Source organism: Chitinophaga silvatica (assembly GCF_003419895.1).
Lineage (GTDB): Bacteria > Bacteroidota > Bacteroidia > Chitinophagales > Chitinophagaceae > Chitinophaga > Chitinophaga silvatica.
Genome location: NZ_QPMM01000010.1, coordinates 1 through 16,058 on the forward strand (window position 1 = coordinate 1; position 16,058 = coordinate 16,058).

Below are 16,058 nucleotides of genomic sequence, written 5' to 3' on the forward strand. Positions count from 1 at the left end.
ATCCCGTTCGTCTTATTAATGGGGATACAGCCAAACAATTGCTGGCCAGAAGCCGATATCTGCTCTTTAAACATCCCAGATTATGGACTAGAGAGCAACGACAAAGAGCAGAGATTTTGTTTGCAAATTACCCACTCATACATAAAGCATATCAGTTATCCCTGCGACTGGGAGAGATTTACAAGCATTGCAAATGCAAGGAAGAAGCATTTAAGAAGCTTGCATTGTGGTATAATGACGTAGAAGAATCGGGCTTATTATCCTTCAAAACCGTTGCCAGAACCATACGTACACACTATCTGGGTATACTCAACTTCTTTAACAACAGAGCCACTAACGCAGCACCAGAATCATTTAATGCTAAGATATAGTCATTTAGAAATGCTCTTCGTGGGGTGAGAAATGTGGAGTTTTTTCTGTTTAGATTACACAAGCTGTATGCGTAAAATTTATGCCATCCCCCAAGTTTTCAACTTGATCCCGAAGTTATGCATAAGCCTAAGTGCACTAATCACATATCGAATCAAAAAAGGCTTCAAAACTAATAAGTTCTGAAGCCTTTTTTATTTCTGTGATTCCGTTGGGACTCGAACCCAAGACCCATACATTAAAAGTGTATTGCTCTACCAACTGAGCTACGGAATCTTCTTTTTTTACCCCCTTATTTTCGTAATGGGAGTGCAAAGATAGGAATTATTACAAACCAACCAAATTTTTCTTAAATTATTTTAAAAACACAAGCTTGTAGCGGATTGCAGCATCATCCTTTTCTTCTTTTTGGAAGATATGAAGCTGGTAATACTTGCCCGCTACCCAATCATTCACCGCATTATCATAAAACGGACTTCCCGGATTTCCGCTTTGTCCGCCAGGATAAATTCCATATGCCAGAGTCTTATCTGTTAGTTCTACGATCATACGCCAGGAAGGACCAAACGTCTGCTTGGTAGCATTTACAATATGGGTACCTCCTCCTGTATTTAAATGTAGCGCGCTAAAGGCAGGAATTCCTCTGGAAAGGTGATTGATGTTGGTACCACGTGATTTACCTAATTCTAATTGATTCGCTTTATTTAGTTCAGATAAATCTTTCACAATACTTACAAAAGCACTATGCATTTGTTGAGTTAGTGTTTCCTTTTCAGGAGTATTGTTATTATCAATGAAACGCAGGCTCGAATCCTTAGTCAGCAATTGTAAAGTAACAGATGATTGCGGATAAATCATCACTGAAGAATCTTTTGGATGCATATCATCATACCAGAGATTATCCTCTAACTGAGCCCAGAACTTATTAAAAATCGTAGCTGCTTTACTATCTGGCGATGCAACAAAATCCCAGGATGATAATAATTGCCAATAAGGCTGCTGCTCTTCAGTGAATGATGTACTATCAATAAACTTTCTGATTAATGGCAATGCATTCGCAGCAAAGAGATTCATATCATCATTCTGTAGCTTCATCATATCCTGAGGTGTAATAGCACTCATTGCAGTTAACCGCTGATTAATGCGTACTCCACGATACACATCATACATTCCATAAACCGGATAAGGATAGGTATCGTCTGTAGCCCGCTGATTGGCAGAACTAACAAAACCACGCTCAGGATTCTTTATATGTGGTAATTCTTCGTGCGGAATATATCCCTGCCATGCAAAGCTGTTGTCTGTTCCCGGCATAATCCATTTTCCCTGATCTTTCCACCGCATAGGAAACTCTCCATTATGCCAGAGTCCAATATCACCGGATTTATCAGCAAAAACGAAGTTTTGGCCCGGACACGAATATCCTTTTAATGCATTCAGATAATCGTCGTAATTCTTTGCTTTATTTAGTGAGTAAAATGTATTCAGTTCATTCGAAGAATCAAGTGCCTTCCAACGCATAGAGAGAAATAATTCTCCTTCAACCTTATTCGGATAGCTATCATCAAAAATCACAGGTCCAAATACTGTGTATGCAACTGAATCGTAAAATGGCTGTTCACCCCGAACTTTTATTTCTTCAACCCGTATATCTGATTTCTGATAACTGCCATTAAATAAATATTCGGATTTGCCATTTCTAAATTGCATTCTGTAGAAATCCTTTACATCATCAGCTCCATTGGTAACACCCCAGGCTACATGATCATTAAATCCAATAATAACCCCGGGAGAGCCAGGTAATGAAGCTCCATATACATTCATTGTAGGTGTATGAATCTGGATTTCATACCACAGAGAAGGTAATGAAAGCCCTAAATGCGGATCGTTACATAAAATAGGCGCACCAGAACGGGTTTTACTGCCACTTACTGCCCAGTTATTACTTCCATTCTCAGGATCTGGTTTTTCCATTTTGAATTTCAGATAGGCTTCATTCGCCGCAATAACACTATCTGCCGGTGCTATGGCTTTTACTGAAGGAGATGGATAAACAGTTCCTTTGGGAATGATAGGATCTGTTGCATCAATGAAATCAGGATAAAGCTGATTAAAATCTTTTAATGTAAAAAACCTGCGGGCATTGGTGAATTCAAGATCTGAGCTGTAACCGGCAAGATCGTTCGACATATACTTCAACAGCAATGCTGTTTTCAAAGGATCCCAGTTCTCAGGCTTGTAGTCGAGTATTTTGTATTCTACAGGGTAAGCGGAAGGATTTAATGTGGCGATATAGGCATTTATTCCGGCTGTATAACTCTCAACCGCCGTTTTAGTAGCCGGATTCTTATTCATCTCGGTTACAGTTTTTTCTGCAGCATATACCATCCCCAAACGCCTTTGCTGCCTGTCATATGCAATCAGCTTAGAACCCAGAATTTCAGACAACCGCCCCGCTGCTGCAAAGGTCTGCAACTCCATTTGCCATAACCTGTCTTTTGCTGTTATATAGCCCTGAACGTAATAGGCATCGGCTTCACTGTCTGCAAAAATATGAGGAACCATTCTGTCGTCGTACCAAACTTCCACCTTTCCCTGCACTCCAGGCACCGATATTGATTGTTGCGGGAATTCCCCAACCGGCTCGGCATTTTGCCAAAATCCGGTTTGTGGACTCAACAACTTTCCCAAAGGAGGAATCTGCCCAAGTTTGTGGCTAAAAACGTAGGTTAGCGATAATGTAATGGCTCCGGTAATGACAGCTGGAATGATTCTCATAGTAACAAAACTGTTATCTATGAAAATACATTAATTTTCTATTACTACCTTATAACTGCAAGACTTTTATCAGCGCTGTTGTTTCCACTTCTGTATTAAAACTATGAAACACAATTCTTAAACGCTCTGCACCAGCCGGTACTGTTGGATGTAAAATTGGTCTTACATCCAATCCTGCTGCCTGTAAATTTCCTGCTATTTTTCTGGTATACTCATTACCCGGAGTTAAAACTGCCTGAATAGGTAAATTACCGGGCATCATTGTCGCATTGGTAATACCTGCTCTAAACTGCATGATTAATCGCTGCAAATGCCTGCGTTCTTCATCCATATACGGAAAATGTGAATAGCCGGCTTCAATAGCCGCCAGGGATGCAGGTGGTAAAGAAGTTGTATAAATAAATGATCTTGAAAAATTGATGAGATACTGCCGCAATAAGGCCGAGCCCAGAACTACCGCACCATGACAACCTACAGCTTTTCCGAAGGTATGTACACGAGCAAAGCAATCTCCTTCCAGTTTCAGTTCCTGCACCAATCCTGCACCAGCCGGACCTACCACTCCCGTAGCATGTGCCTCATCCACAATCAGATGAGCCTCGAACTTATTACAGATCTCTGCTATTTCCTTCAAGGGCGCCACATCTCCATCCATAGAGTATACCGACTCCACTGCAACGAAAATATTGCCTGTAGCTTTCTGCAGCTTCTTTTCCAAATCCTGCACCTCATTATGCGCAAATGAAAAAGATTGAGCCGCAGATAATCTCACTCCATCACGAATACTGGCATGAATTAACTGGTCATAAATAATGGTATCGTTTCGCCTTGCTACACTGGAAAATAAACCAAGATTGGCATCATAACCCGAATTAAAAAGCAATCCTGCCTTTGCTTTATGGAAGCTGGCCAGGTCCTGCTCTATCGACTCTATCCACTCATAATTTCCACTGAGCAAGCGGGAACCTGTACTTCCATGAGCCGGATGCCTTTCTTCCATCAATGTATGTATCTGCAGCCTGACGTCCGGGTTTCTGGCTAGCCCCAGATAATCATTCGAGCAAAAATCTACCTTCCCGGCAGGTAAACGTAATTCGCGGTAAGAATGAGCAGCTTTGCGCTCATCTAACCATTTCGACAAAAATTGCTCTCTATCCATACTTTTAACTTTTGGAACGCACAATTTAAACTTTGCAATTATCTTCGCAAAAAAAGCTAAAGTGAGTAAAGTTTCGATACTTGGATTAAAGTTACCTACAGATCCCCGCTGGGTGAATCTTGCAGCCATTTCTCTGCAGGATATACTTACCGATCATGCCTACTGTGAGCAAAAAGCTGCATCTTCCGCAATTTCGTTAATTCAGCGCAACCCTGAAAGAACCAAACTGGTTGAAGCATTGGCGCCAATCGTAACAGAAGAGTGGGGCCATTTTCGGCAGGTACTGGCCGAGTTAAAAAAGAGAGGCCTGGAACTAGGAAGACAAAGAAAGGATGAATATGTAAATGCATTGTTGGAAAACCGCAAAAAAGGCGGACATGCTGAAGATAGCTTCCTGGATGCTTTATTGATCTTCGCTTTAATCGAAGCAAGAAGCTGTGAACGTTTCCGATTATTAAGTGAAGGATTGGAAGATGAGTACCTGAAAGAATTCTACCGCCGGTTTATGATTTCGGAAGCAGGACATTATCGCCTGTTTATTGATCTTGCCAATGAATACTTTCCTGAAGAAAAAGTATATCAACGCTGGCAGGAATGGCTGAAATATGAAGCCGAAGTATTACTGAATATTGATGTCAGAGGAGATAGAATGCACTAAAAGTTGAATCCCAGGTTCACATAAAACCTGATTTTGCCAATTTGATCGCTATACATCATAGTGGCTTCAACAGGTCCTAAACGGCTGCTGTACGCTGCTCCCAGCCCATAACCCATAATAGAACTATATCGGCCACCACCCATAGGGGTTCCATCGTACAGCGCCCCTCCTATCCGGGGTATTGCATAAAAATTCCTGATAAACTCATATTGCCAGGCTAGTTGAGCAGCCCCAATCTTTGGTGTAACTATTTCTCCTTCGTATAGTCCTACCAGTGGCACCTGATTCCTTACCACATTATTCATCCCTCCAACTACATATCCGTTTACCTGCCATTCGTTATAATTCATATTATATCCCACATTGCCATCCAGTTCCAGAGTCGATTTCTTTCCTAACGGAATATAATATTTCAGGTTCATCAGGATACGCTGATAATCTTTAAAATTGATCCCTGCACTGTCTATATCCACCGGCACGCCGTCGGCATTGACCTTGATTCCGGAATGCTGATTATAAATGTATCCGGCTTCCAGATTCATCAGCAAACCTTTTGTAGGAAATTGTTTCTGATCAAGAGAATTTACTCCGAATGAAAAATAAGTATTTAGTTGGTTGGTGCTGCCACGTACTTCAACATAAGGAGAAAACTGTGGTTTATATTTAATATACTCCCACCTGGTACCTCCACCAAATGCAATATCCCTTCCAATTGTATACTGCATGCTCATATTCACATTAGCGTACTTGTTACGATAGGTTTGCATTTTATTAAAATCGGAATCAAAAAAGGCCAATCCATTGTTTTCGTAATAAGTACTAATTCCAAACCCAAATGTTCTGCTACGCCCCATATATTTAAAATATTCTGCTTCCAGCCGGGGGTTTTCACTGATGGCAGCCGAAACGAAGGAGCGGGAATTGGGTACGATGAAATTGCGTTGCGTCAGATTTACAATGGCTGTAGCTCCAGTAAACGTATTATAATTGAGCGCAAACTTTACATAGGTTAATGGATTCTCTTCTACCTGAATATCCATTTTGCTTCTACCATATCCTTCAGGCACCAGGTCATAGGTAATCAGTTTATAGAAGCGTGTTCCGTATACATTCAGAATAGCATTCCTTAATTGCTCAGCGGTATAACAACCTCCTGGTTTCAGATGTAATCTTTGTAAAAAGAATTTCTTATCAGAATGCACCAAACCCGAAACTTCAATGCTGCTCAATTCTATGTCTGTAACGAAAGGCATCCTGTCTTCTTTCTGTGGTGCTTCAGGATACAATGTTTTCAGAGAATCTGCCAGGTGTTTGAAAACCGGGTAAAGCTCCTGGCCTTTTCTTTGCCCGATTGTAATGATAGAATCTACACTACTACTGCCAAAACTGGCAGCGGAGTATTCAGACAATTCTTTATTAATGGAAATATAAATATCACAAACAGCTCTTTCTTTCTTAAAATCATCTGCATCTTTATAAAAACCTAATTGATAAACAATATCAATAGGTGTAACCAATTGATCTGCTTTTCTCAGCCCGGCACTTACATTGGATCCAATAACAATATCGGCCCCCATTTCCTTGGCGGTAATAACAGGAAAATTTCTAACCACTCCACCATCAACCAATTTCCTGTCACCTATCTTAACTGCAGTAAAAATAGAAGGAATTGCCATACTGGCCCGCAAGCTGGTTACAATTTCTCCACTATCGAGGGTAACTATTTCTCCGGTAGCAATATCGGTTGCAATACACTTAAAAGGGATATTGAAATCTTCAAACTTCTTTACATTTTTGGCAGGCCAGCATAATTTTGCTAATTCCAACCACAATGCTTCGCCGGATATTACCCCGGAAGCCAATTTGGGTTTGCCGTATTCGAAAGGGATTTCAATGATATATTTACTGAATTCTTTCTTTTCTTCGTATGAGATTTCTGTTTGTTCGGGTTGATTCGAGAACAGACTATTCCAATGTAGGCGGCGGGCTATTGTTTCTATCTGTTTTCCAGAGTACCCCATTGCATATAGCGCTCCTACAATGCTTCCCATGCTGGTTCCGGTAAGCCTGTCTATTTTCAGTCCGGCGCTGTCTATAGCCTGAAGAATACCGATATGGGCAAGCCCTCTGGCACCTCCTCCACTGAGTGTTAATCCAATTTTGGGCCTCTCACGTGCATTCTGCTGCCCTTTTGCGGTGAAAATCACCGCACCTAAAGCCAGCATTGTTAGCCCTACTATCTTCCAGATTGATATTAAGCCTTGCTTCATGATTTTTTATCCTTATTAAAGATAAGAGTTTATAGGTATTTACGGTCATGCCACTCCGTAGATTTTTCGTTATCATTCTTGTTGGCCAGCTAAATTTTTGTTATCTTGATTTGCTGCTTATCAACGCGCTAATTAACACGTATGAAAAACTCTACTTCCTTGCCTTTAATGCGCAAGCCTGGTAGTACCACCTCCACCCAGAATATCTGGCAGGTAATCCTGGCCTCTTCGGCTGGTACGCTCATTGAATGGTACGACTTCTACATTTTTGGTAGCCTTGCTGCTATTATTGCTGAAAAGTTCTTTCCTCCCAGCAATCCAACACTGGCTTATATTGCCACTCTGGCAACATTTGCCGTAGGTTTTATTGTAAGACCTTTCGGGGCAATAGTGTTTGGCAGACTTGGAGATATGGTTGGCCGTAAATACACTTTTCTGCTGACCCTCATTCTGATGGGAGGCTCCACCTTCGCTATAGGTCTGATTCCCAGCTATCACACTATTGGAATATTAGCACCTATACTGGTATTGCTGTTAAGGTTAGTACAAGGACTTGCACTGGGCGGCGAATACGGAGGAGCAGCTACTTATGTAGCAGAACATTCTCCGGAAAACAGGCGTGGGTATTATACCAGCTTTATTCAAACAACGGCTACATTGGGTCTCTTCGTTTCCCTGGGTGTGATTCTCCTTACCCGTATGTCGATGACCCCGGAAGATTTTAGTTCCTATGGCTGGCGTATACCATTCCTGTTATCGATTCTGCTGGTAATAATGTCGTACTATATCCGTATACGACTAAAAGAATCACCTCTCTTTGCTCAGATGAAAAAAGAGGGAAAAACAAGCACCAATCCCATTAAGGAAAGTTTCGGTAATAAGGAAAACCTCAAACTGGTATTAATAGCTTTGTTTGGAGCTACAATGGGGCAAGGTGTTGTATGGTATACCGGGCAATTCTATGCATTGTCTTTTCTGCAAAAAACAATGAATATTGAGTTTGTTCAGTCCAATACTATTATTGCTATTGCTTTATTAATGGGTACTCCGTTCTTTATTTATTTTGGTGGATTATCGGATCGGATAGGCAGAAAAAAAATCATGCTTACCGGGATGTTACTGGCGGCTCTAGCCTATTATCCTATTTACAGTGCAATGGATAACATAGGAAATATTAGTAGAAAAACTGAAGAAACTTCATTATTCCGTATAGAAGGCCATACTAATAAAGCTGAAAATGGAGAATTCATAACTACTACTACCCGTATTCACAGCTATTCCGATGGCAGTGTATTAAAGGAAACCGGAGATAAAAAAGAATTGACTGTTAGCAGAATGAATAGCGTATGGCTTGTGTTATTGATTTTCGTGCAAGTGCTATTCGTTACTATGGTTTATGCACCTATAGCCGCATTTTTAGTGGAGCTGTTCCCAACCCGTATACGCTATACCTCTATGTCGCTGCCTTACCATATAGGCAATGGTATATTTGGAGGTTTGCTGCCTACTATTTCAACAATACTGGTTGCAAATACAGGTAACCATCTGGCTGGCCTTATATATCCTATAGGAATTGCGCTTGTTTGTTTTGTTATTGGGTTGATTTATCTGAAAGATAAAAAGAACGAAGTATTATAAGTTGGATTATTGGCCGGAGGAATGACGGAACAAGTTCTTCCTCCGGTCAATAAGTTATATATTAATCCCAGCCCCAATTACAGCAACGTTTTCACTTCATTTTCCGGATAACTATTTATATCAAACCCACTCCTGTTCAGTGGTTGTGAATCTCCGCTATTCTTAATAATCACCAGACGCAATTTACGTTGTGTAGAATTTGTCAATTCTGAGTTATTCTGCGATTTTACTAATCTTACGCTTCCAACAGTAATTGTTGCAGTCATGGTAATATCAGTTACCGTATGAAATGGCAATAGCGTCCATTGCGAACCAAAATCTGAAGACACAACATATACCAGGATGGTTGAGCTATTTAATGTGGCTTGAGTCAGCACATTAGGCGCATTGATTACCAGATCGGAATACGTAACATGACCAACCCATGGCCAGTCATTAATATCCTTATCATAGACCATTACATTTGCATTACCTGTGGCACCGGTAGCACCTGTTGCTCCTGTAGCGCCGGTAGCTCCTGTAGCGCCGGTAGCTCCTGTAGCGCCGGTAGCTCCTGTGGCACCTGTAGCTCCAGTAGCACCTGTGGCTCCAGTAGCACCTGTGGCTCCAGTGGTACCTGTAGCGCCGGTGGCTCCGTTAGCACCAGGAGTACCTTGCGGACCTTGCGGGCCCTCTTTGGAACAGGAAATAAACAGGAATGTAAGCAGCGTTGCAACTAAAATGTGTTTCATTTGATTGAATATATTTATGGAGTAAAAATGCGTTGGTTTCTGGCTACTATTGGGGAAATAGATAAATGGTTACAACTAGATTTTTCAGGAAGAAAGGTAGGAAGTAAATGCTTTGGAAAATAGTAAAAAAACGCATTCCCATGATACCTCATAGCTAAGCATGGTATCACGGGAACGGTTATCTGATAAAAGACAATAATAAAGGTTGAAAATCAATTTGTGGATATAATATCATCAACTTTCTCACCTTATCTTCATATCGTTTCAGAAATAAGATATGCTTTTCACTTTCAGGGTTAAATGGTTTATGGGCGGCAGCTTTCCTGATTTCAGCAATTTCTTTAATCAATTCCTGGCTATCGGGAGAAATACAATATTTAGTTACATGCTCCCAGACATATTGAATAGCCTGCTCGTTTGGGTGAACAAGATCTTCTTTATAAAAACGATAATCGCGCAGGTCATCTATCACTAATTCATATGCAGGGAAATAATAAAGGCGATTGAATTTATTGACTAAATGATGTACTGCCTGCAGTAATATTGCTTTACTCAGATTATTTTCCACTACACCATCTCTCACATATCTGACAGGGCTAACGGTGTAGAGTATATTAACTTTTCTGTTTCTGAAAAACAAACGATGCATTACATTATCGAGAGAGGTTACAATTTCCTCTACTGTTAACAATCGTTTATCGAAATTGGAAGCCGGCACCTTATGACAGTTTCCAACTATCTGGGAATTTTCCTTAAGTGTATATGCATGGGCAGAGCCAAGTGTGATTATAAGCCAATCCAGCTTCTCAACTGCCTTAATAGCAGTAGTCTGAGATTGATTGATTTGCTGCAATACAGCTTCCTTGCTCAGTCCAGAGAACCGGCTATGATGTTGCCAGCTATGCCAGATATCCTGATGTTGAAAAAGATCTGATTCGGTATACAGCTTTCCATCCAGGTAACTGGTTAAAGCACGTGTAATACTGAGTGGATTAAATAAAATCCCATTGGGATTAATAATTGTGTTAAATCTATGGTCTGTTAATTGCGCCCCTACTTCCTCGGCAAAGCAAGAGCCCATAAGCATTAATTGCTGGTTATGCTGAATACCAGGAACTAATGGAGATATCGGAAAGCTTAAATGAAACTGCATGTAATCATGTTAATTGCGGAAAACGGTATCGGCCATAGCCTGAGCTTCCAATAAGGCACCCGGATCGAGTGATAATGGTTCGTTATGCGCTTTACTGAAAGCAATCATATTCTCAGTTGCCAGATTTCCCACCAGATCATCTTTCGCCATCGGGCAACCACCAATACCTTTCATGGCACTATCAAATCTTTTGCATCCATTGTTATAGGCAGCGAGTACCTTTTCCTGCCAGTTATCGGGAGCAGCATGAAAGTGCGCTCCTATTTCGATATTTGGATAAGCTGGAATTAAATGCCTGAATAGATTAGTGATAGTAAAAGGGTCGGCCACTCCTACTGTATCTGCCAGAGAAACTATTCCAATTTCCATTTTCGCCATTTCTTCCACATACCTTAAAACAATTTCAGGGCTATAAGCATCTCCATACGGATTACCAAAACCCATAGAGATATAAATAACAAGCTCTTTGCGGTTCTTTATGCATAACTCCTGCATAGCGTGAACCTGCTCCAAAGATTCTGCAATTGTTTTATTGGTATTTCTTAACTGAAATGTTTCTGATACAGAAAAAGGAAATCCTAAATAGGTAATCTCTTCAAAAGTAACAGCTTCTTCTGCTCCCCTAAGATTAGCAACGATGGCCAATAACTTACTCTTACTATTACTTAAATCCAGTTTTGTTACTACGTCTTTGGTATCGGCCATTTGAGGGATGGCTTTGGGCGATACAAAACTGCCAAAATCGATGGTATCAAATCCAACTTTAAGCAATGCATTCAGATAAGCAATTTTTTCCTCTGTCGGAATAATTCTGTGCCAACCTTGCATGGCGTCGCGCGGACATTCAATCAATTTAAGCATATCGTAATATTTTACAATTCAGAAGATTGATCAGACAGTACGTTGCTTCAGGGCTTCATAAAGAATAATCCCTGCAGCCACTGATACATTGAACGACTCAAAACTCCCTGCCATTGGAATATGGAACAGTTCATCAGAGGCCTTTATCAATGCAGGATATACCCCTTTATCTTCAGACCCCATAATTACCGCTACAGGTTCTTTCAGATTACAATCATACAATTTAGCAGGGGCTTCCATTTCGCTGGACAATACCTTAATTCCATTGAGATGCAGCGTATCTATCGCCTTATTCAGGCTATTTACCCGGCAAATAGCGATTTTTTCCAGTGCACCGGCAGATGATTTCATTGCTTCCTCATTTAAGGCTGCAATGCCTTTATCAGGAATAATAATTGCCTGGGCTCCGCAACAAACAGCACTACGGGCAATGCCTCCTATATTTCTTACATCTGTAATTCCATCGAGGATGAGAAAGAGTGGTGTAGCACCCTGCTCAATTACATGGGAAATTACATCCTGCAAATCGAGATAGGTAACATTACTGGTAAGCGCAATACAACCCTGGTGATTAGCCTGAGTAAGCGCATTGAGCTTTTCTACAGGTACATAATTTACAGGGATACTATTATTTTGAGCTAATTCTATTATTTGAGGGATAATATCTCCCGTGGCAGAACGCAGCATATAGATACGTTCGATTGGCTTGCCAATTTTCAGGGCCTCTAAAATAGGCTGACGGCCAATAACCATTGCCGATTGCTTAGGCCTTTGAGTAGCGTATTTATTCGGGCGATGCCCCCCTCCTGATTTTCTTTCTCCTTTGAAAGTATGAGATTTTCTTTCCATGTACCACAAAGGTAACGGGTTTATTTGTTTAATGAGCCTTCATAGCGCATTAACATCACTTTTTGTATGGCAGCAACAGTTATAGAATCAGTAATTTCTGCCTTATTGATCATATTATAGGCTTCTTCAAGCGGGATTCTCTTAACCAGAAGTTGTTCTGTTTCTTCCGGCTCAGGGGTTTCCTGGGTCAGGCCAGTTGCCAGGAAAATAACACCTTCCTCGTCAGATACGGAATTGGAAATATCTAATTTCAATATTTCTTCCCAATGTTGTGCTACCAGCCCGGTTTCCTCCAGTAGTTCTCTTTTGGCTGTAGCCAGGGGTTCTTCCGTCAATGGCCCACCACCTTCCGGGATTTCCCAACTAAAGCGGTTCATAGGAAATCTGTACTGCCCAACCAGATATATATATCCTTCATTATCTAATGCAACAATACCAATAGCCTTGTTTTTAAAATGGACAACACCGTAAATTCCGGGAGTTCCTGCTGGGTTTAATCCTTCGTGATGCCATACGCTGATCCAATTATTCTCATATCTTATTTCTTTGGAATGAATTTTCCAAGGGTTTTTTGTTGTGTCCATATACTTATGCTGGCTATATTTTCTTGTAATAGTAGTAAGAATTTGTATCCCGCACAAATCCTTCTTTTTCATACAGCGCCTGGGCAACAGTATTTGAAATGTAGGTCTGTAGCATTATCCAACCAGATTCAGTATCTTTTGCATGTTTATACGCTGCTGCCATAAGAGCCTTCCCTGCTCCAATTCCACGATGTTCTTCCAAAACATAGATATCATTTAAAATCCATGCCCGCTTCATTCCTATTGAAGTAAATATTGGATATAGCTGCAAGAAGCCGATTATTTCTTCCTCCAGCATTGCAATATAAATTATACTGTCTTTTTTGGTAATTCTGTCTGTAATATATTCGAGGGCTCCTTTAAAATCGGGGGCTTGATCGTAAAAACTACGATATGCATCAAACAATACTGCTACCTCATTTGTATGCAGCTCTGTTGCCTGAGTTACTTCCATAAGATAATAATTGAGAGGATTAAATACACTCTCAATTTAATTCATTTATTCAAACTAATAAAAAGATGCCCGATGGTAAAGACCATTAGAGCAGTTGTCATTCTACCTTAAAAAATTTATGATGCCGTATTCGACAGGTTTCGTTGCCGGTTGATGGAATAGTTCACCAGATATACTCCTCCAATTGTAACTAAAGAACAAAGACCGGTCAGCCAGGTCAGACTTTCATGTAAGACTATCCAGCCTAACAATACAGCCACAATCGGATTTATATAGGCATATATAGCTGCCTGTGCAGGCGGCAAATTTCTTAGTGTAAAAACATAAGCAGAATAGGCGAATACAGACCCTACCAAAATCAGGTACAGTAAGCTCTCCCAGAGATCAAGCGTAAAAGTGGAAGGATGAATTTCCTCACCCAGTATGAATGTGGAAATCAGTAACATTATAACTCCACTGAAAAACATCTGAAATCCAGCACCGTATAAATAATTAATACCAAGCGACCATTTCGCCGTTAATACAGAACCCAGCGCCCAGAAGATACAGGACCCAAAAGCTATTAGTATTCCAAACCGGAAATCGGGGTTCATTAAGCTCGACAAATAATTATAGAAGATCCCTGCAATTCCGGCAAATCCAAGCAGCATCCCTGCAATCAATTGCCAGGTGATACGGGTACGTTGCACCAGGAAGTAGCTTGCAATGGTGACCCAGATTGGGATAGTAGCCGCAATAATTGCTGCTAATCCGCTTGGGATATATCTCATTGCAGTAGTTAACAAACCATTTCCACCACACAACATCAGTGTACCAATGATGAATAGTCGGGATAAGGCCATTTTGCCCGGAATTTTATTTCCCTTCAGCAAAAAGAAGCTAATTAATAAAATTCCTGCCATTAATTGACGAATTCCTGCCAATGTAATTCCATGCATTTGCCTAACTCCAATACTCGAGGCCAGATAAGTGGTTCCCCAGAAAATACTAACAATAGCCAGTGCGATATATGCACTGTTACTCGGTCTGTTCATAAAAAAGTTTCAATTTTGAGGCCTTCATTCCTGCTTTGGAAACTGAACCCAAAATTGAAACTTTTATCACTATAAAAACAGATGCAGTTTTTACTATTATGACCAGATCAGTTTTTTATAACAATCCGGTAAAAAGATCTACTCTTTCATGTTCGATCAGCCAGCGCTTCCTCCATAATCCGCCCGCATAACCGGTAAGTGTACCATTACTGCCTATAACCCTATGGCAGGGCACTACAATCGCCAACCTGTTTTTACCATTAGTAGTTCCTACAGCCCTGATACTCCCTGGATTTTTAATCCGCCTGGCCAGCTGCTGGTATGAAATGGTCTGACCAAAAGGAATAGCCAGCAACTGAGTCCATACCTGTTGCTGAAAATCAGTTCCTTCCTGAAACAGGGGCAGGTCAAATGTTTTGCGGGTTCCACTAAAATATTCGTAAAGCTGCTGAGCGCAATCCAGCAACAAGGTAGGAGGTTTGGGAAAGTTTTCCGGTGGCTCTTCCGTAAATGAAATGGCATTAATAAATTCATGGGTGCCTGTAATCTGAATTGCACCTACGGGACTGTCTATACGTAAATGATAAATTCCTACTTCCATGAAAAATACTATTGGGGCAATAATGATCTCCACAAATAAAAAGTGGCATATGCTGTATGTTCCTTCCATAACCGGGTATATGTCTGCAACTCCGGCATTGAAGGCTTATTCTTCAAATTTAATCTATTTTTTATAGCATTTTGTAATCCAACATCTTCCAATAAAACAGATTGGGGAAAACGACGATATTTCATCAATGCATAATTGGCCGACCAATTGCCAATTCCTTTCAAGGCCACTAGACTTTCCCGGGCTGTTTCATAATCCATCTGATCTAAACGTTCGGGCGATAACTCCCCATTCACCATACTGGTTGCTGTGTTGATCAGGTATTGTGCCTTACTCCTGGAAAATTGCATTGGCTGCAATTGTTCCGGCGTCAAAGCAGCAATTACCGCGGGTTGAGGGTATAAGTAATAATCCATCCCGTTTACGTTCGTATGAAACCCGAATGTTTTAATCAGTCTTTCTCTCAGTGTATAGGCAAACGTAAGGTTAATCTGTTGCCCGATGATTGCCCAGCTAAGCGCTTCAAACAAATCGGGCATCCCTATCAATCTAAGTCCTTTAAATTCCTGTGCTAAACCTTTCAGCAAAGGATCGGTTTCTGTAAATTGATAAAAATTATTTAACGATTCATCCAAATGTAACCAACGGGTAATATAGGCGGCAATGGGGGCAGTAGCAACTGGTTCTTCCGGTGCCAGTACTTCCACTGTCAGGTAATCTGCTCCGGGTTCCATTGTTATTTCAATTACTGCAGGTTCTCCTTCAGTGAGGATCATCCGCCTGATTTTTCCATCAACAATGTAGTGCAGACATTCTTTGGGAGAACGGCTCAGAAAACATAAACATTCACTAAAAGAGAAGTTAACAGGATCGGTAATTGGCACTCTGAATTGCATAACTCAAAGATACA

At 40.8% G+C, this 16,058-nt stretch carries 15 protein-coding genes and 1 tRNA gene; 3 read left to right on the forward strand and 13 right to left on the reverse strand.

The genetic code is table 11. The features are described from left to right. A partial coding sequence (locus tag DVR12_RS17855) for a transposase (protein WP_199417139.1) occupies positions 1-371 on the forward strand: 371 nt, incomplete at its 5' end. A 201-nt stretch (positions 372-572) separates the two neighbouring features. On the opposite strand, the gene DVR12_RS17860 is transcribed toward DVR12_RS17855, so the two are convergent. The 3 genes from DVR12_RS17860 to DVR12_RS17870 all read right to left on the reverse strand — a co-directional run bounded on the left by DVR12_RS17860 (position 573) and on the right by DVR12_RS17870 (position 4,306). Next, positions 573-645 (reverse strand) — tRNA-Lys (locus DVR12_RS17860). Between the two features lie 78 nt (positions 646-723). Continuing rightward, complete coding sequence (locus DVR12_RS17865; RefSeq protein ID WP_116977163.1) at positions 724-3,147, reverse strand: penicillin acylase family protein; 2,424 nt, start codon at positions 3,145-3,147, stop codon at positions 724-726. Between the two features lie 49 nt (positions 3,148-3,196). Further along, positions 3,197-4,306: an aminotransferase class I/II-fold pyridoxal phosphate-dependent enzyme gene (locus tag DVR12_RS17870; protein WP_116977164.1), complete on the reverse strand. Its 1,110-nt coding sequence runs from the start codon at positions 4,304-4,306 to the stop codon at positions 3,197-3,199. A 61-nt stretch (positions 4,307-4,367) separates the two neighbouring features. Here DVR12_RS17870 and miaE point away from each other — a divergent pair, with 61 nt between their 5' ends. After that, a complete protein-coding gene (gene miaE, locus DVR12_RS17875; RefSeq protein ID WP_116977165.1) occupies positions 4,368-4,964 on the forward strand; it encodes a tRNA-(ms[2]io[6]A)-hydroxylase in 597 nt (198 codons plus the stop codon). Here miaE and DVR12_RS17880 read toward each other — a convergent pair. Beyond that, the gene (locus DVR12_RS17880; RefSeq protein ID WP_116977166.1) at positions 4,961-7,234 is read right to left on the reverse strand and encodes a patatin-like phospholipase family protein; all 2,274 of its coding nucleotides are present in this window, start codon (positions 7,232-7,234) and stop codon (positions 4,961-4,963) included. The two genes, miaE and DVR12_RS17880, sit on opposite strands and share 4 nt — an antisense overlap. Positions 7,235-7,375: 141 nt before the next feature. Between DVR12_RS17880 and DVR12_RS17885 the strand changes: the two genes are divergently transcribed. Then, positions 7,376-8,872 carry an MFS transporter gene (locus DVR12_RS17885; RefSeq protein ID WP_233522422.1) on the forward strand — a complete coding sequence of 499 codons (1,497 nt, stop codon included), beginning with the start codon at positions 7,376-7,378 and terminating at the stop codon, positions 8,870-8,872. 77 nt (positions 8,873-8,949) lie between these two features. Here DVR12_RS17885 and DVR12_RS27825 read toward each other — a convergent pair whose 3' ends face one another. The 9 genes from DVR12_RS27825 to DVR12_RS17930 all read right to left on the reverse strand — a co-directional run bounded on the left by DVR12_RS27825 (position 8,950) and on the right by DVR12_RS17930 (position 16,044). Continuing rightward, complete coding sequence (locus tag DVR12_RS27825) at positions 8,950-9,603, reverse strand: hypothetical protein (protein ID WP_199417140.1); 654 nt, start codon at positions 9,601-9,603, stop codon at positions 8,950-8,952. 178 nt (positions 9,604-9,781) lie between these two features. Further along, positions 9,782-10,756, reverse strand: coding sequence for a GSCFA domain-containing protein (locus DVR12_RS17895; RefSeq protein WP_116977167.1), 975 nt, complete (start codon positions 10,754-10,756; stop codon positions 9,782-9,784). Between the two features lie 9 nt (positions 10,757-10,765). Continuing rightward, positions 10,766-11,617 carry a hydroxymethylglutaryl-CoA lyase gene (locus tag DVR12_RS17900; protein ID WP_116977168.1) on the reverse strand — a complete coding sequence of 284 codons (852 nt, stop codon included), beginning with the start codon at positions 11,615-11,617 and terminating at the stop codon, positions 10,766-10,768. A 30-nt stretch (positions 11,618-11,647) separates the two neighbouring features. Then, positions 11,648-12,466: a 23S rRNA (guanosine(2251)-2'-O)-methyltransferase RlmB gene (gene rlmB / locus DVR12_RS17905; protein WP_233522423.1), complete on the reverse strand. Its 819-nt coding sequence runs from the start codon at positions 12,464-12,466 to the stop codon at positions 11,648-11,650. Between the two features lie 20 nt (positions 12,467-12,486). Further along, on the reverse strand, positions 12,487-13,050 hold the full coding sequence (locus DVR12_RS17910; protein ID WP_116977169.1) for an NUDIX domain-containing protein: 564 nt from the start codon (positions 13,048-13,050) through the stop codon (positions 12,487-12,489). A 13-nt stretch (positions 13,051-13,063) separates the two neighbouring features. Further along, entirely contained in the window at positions 13,064-13,504 is a 441-nt protein-coding gene (locus DVR12_RS17915) for a GNAT family N-acetyltransferase (protein ID WP_116977170.1), read from the reverse strand. A 116-nt stretch (positions 13,505-13,620) separates the two neighbouring features. Beyond that, the gene (locus tag DVR12_RS17920) at positions 13,621-14,538 is read right to left on the reverse strand and encodes an EamA family transporter (RefSeq protein ID WP_116977171.1); all 918 of its coding nucleotides are present in this window, start codon (positions 14,536-14,538) and stop codon (positions 13,621-13,623) included. A 115-nt stretch (positions 14,539-14,653) separates the two neighbouring features. Further along, a complete protein-coding gene (locus DVR12_RS17925) occupies positions 14,654-15,139 on the reverse strand; it encodes a methylated-DNA--[protein]-cysteine S-methyltransferase (RefSeq protein ID WP_116977172.1) in 486 nt (161 codons plus the stop codon). Positions 15,140-15,147: 8 nt separating this feature from the next. Next, on the reverse strand, positions 15,148-16,044 hold the full coding sequence (locus tag DVR12_RS17930; RefSeq protein ID WP_116977173.1) for a DNA-3-methyladenine glycosylase family protein: 897 nt from the start codon (positions 16,042-16,044) through the stop codon (positions 15,148-15,150). Positions 16,045-16,058 lie beyond the last annotated feature (14 nt).

What these genes read in the sequence shown, in the direction of transcription:
- DVR12_RS17865 (WP_116977163.1), bottom strand. Translation starts at nt 3,147, where the DNA reads ATGAGAATCATTCCAGCTGTCATTACCGGAGCCATTACATTATCGCTA.
- DVR12_RS17870 (WP_116977164.1), bottom strand. Translation starts at nt 4,306, where the DNA reads ATGGATAGAGAGCAATTTTTGTCGAAATGGTTAGATGAGCGCAAAGCT.
- DVR12_RS17880 (WP_116977166.1), bottom strand. Translation starts at nt 7,234, where the DNA reads ATGAAGCAAGGCTTAATATCAATCTGGAAGATAGTAGGGCTAACAATG.
- DVR12_RS17885 (WP_233522422.1), top strand. Translation starts at nt 7,376, where the DNA reads ATGAAAAACTCTACTTCCTTGCCTTTAATGCGCAAGCCTGGTAGTACC.
- DVR12_RS27825 (WP_199417140.1), bottom strand. Translation starts at nt 9,603, where the DNA reads ATGAAACACATTTTAGTTGCAACGCTGCTTACATTCCTGTTTATTTCC.
- DVR12_RS17895 (WP_116977167.1), bottom strand. Translation starts at nt 10,756, where the DNA reads ATGCAGTTTCATTTAAGCTTTCCGATATCTCCATTAGTTCCTGGTATT.
- DVR12_RS17900 (WP_116977168.1), bottom strand. Translation starts at nt 11,617, where the DNA reads ATGCTTAAATTGATTGAATGTCCGCGCGACGCCATGCAAGGTTGGCAC.
- rlmB (WP_233522423.1), bottom strand. Translation starts at nt 12,466, where the DNA reads ATGGAAAGAAAATCTCATACTTTCAAAGGAGAAAGAAAATCAGGAGGG.
- DVR12_RS17910 (WP_116977169.1), bottom strand. Translation starts at nt 13,050, where the DNA reads ATGGACACAACAAAAAACCCTTGGAAAATTCATTCCAAAGAAATAAGA.
- DVR12_RS17915 (WP_116977170.1), bottom strand. Translation starts at nt 13,504, where the DNA reads ATGGAAGTAACTCAGGCAACAGAGCTGCATACAAATGAGGTAGCAGTA.
- DVR12_RS17920 (WP_116977171.1), bottom strand. Translation starts at nt 14,538, where the DNA reads ATGAACAGACCGAGTAACAGTGCATATATCGCACTGGCTATTGTTAGT.
- DVR12_RS17925 (WP_116977172.1), bottom strand. Translation starts at nt 15,139, where the DNA reads ATGGAAGTAGGAATTTATCATTTACGTATAGACAGTCCCGTAGGTGCA.
- DVR12_RS17930 (WP_116977173.1), bottom strand. Translation starts at nt 16,044, where the DNA reads ATGCAATTCAGAGTGCCAATTACCGATCCTGTTAACTTCTCTTTTAGT.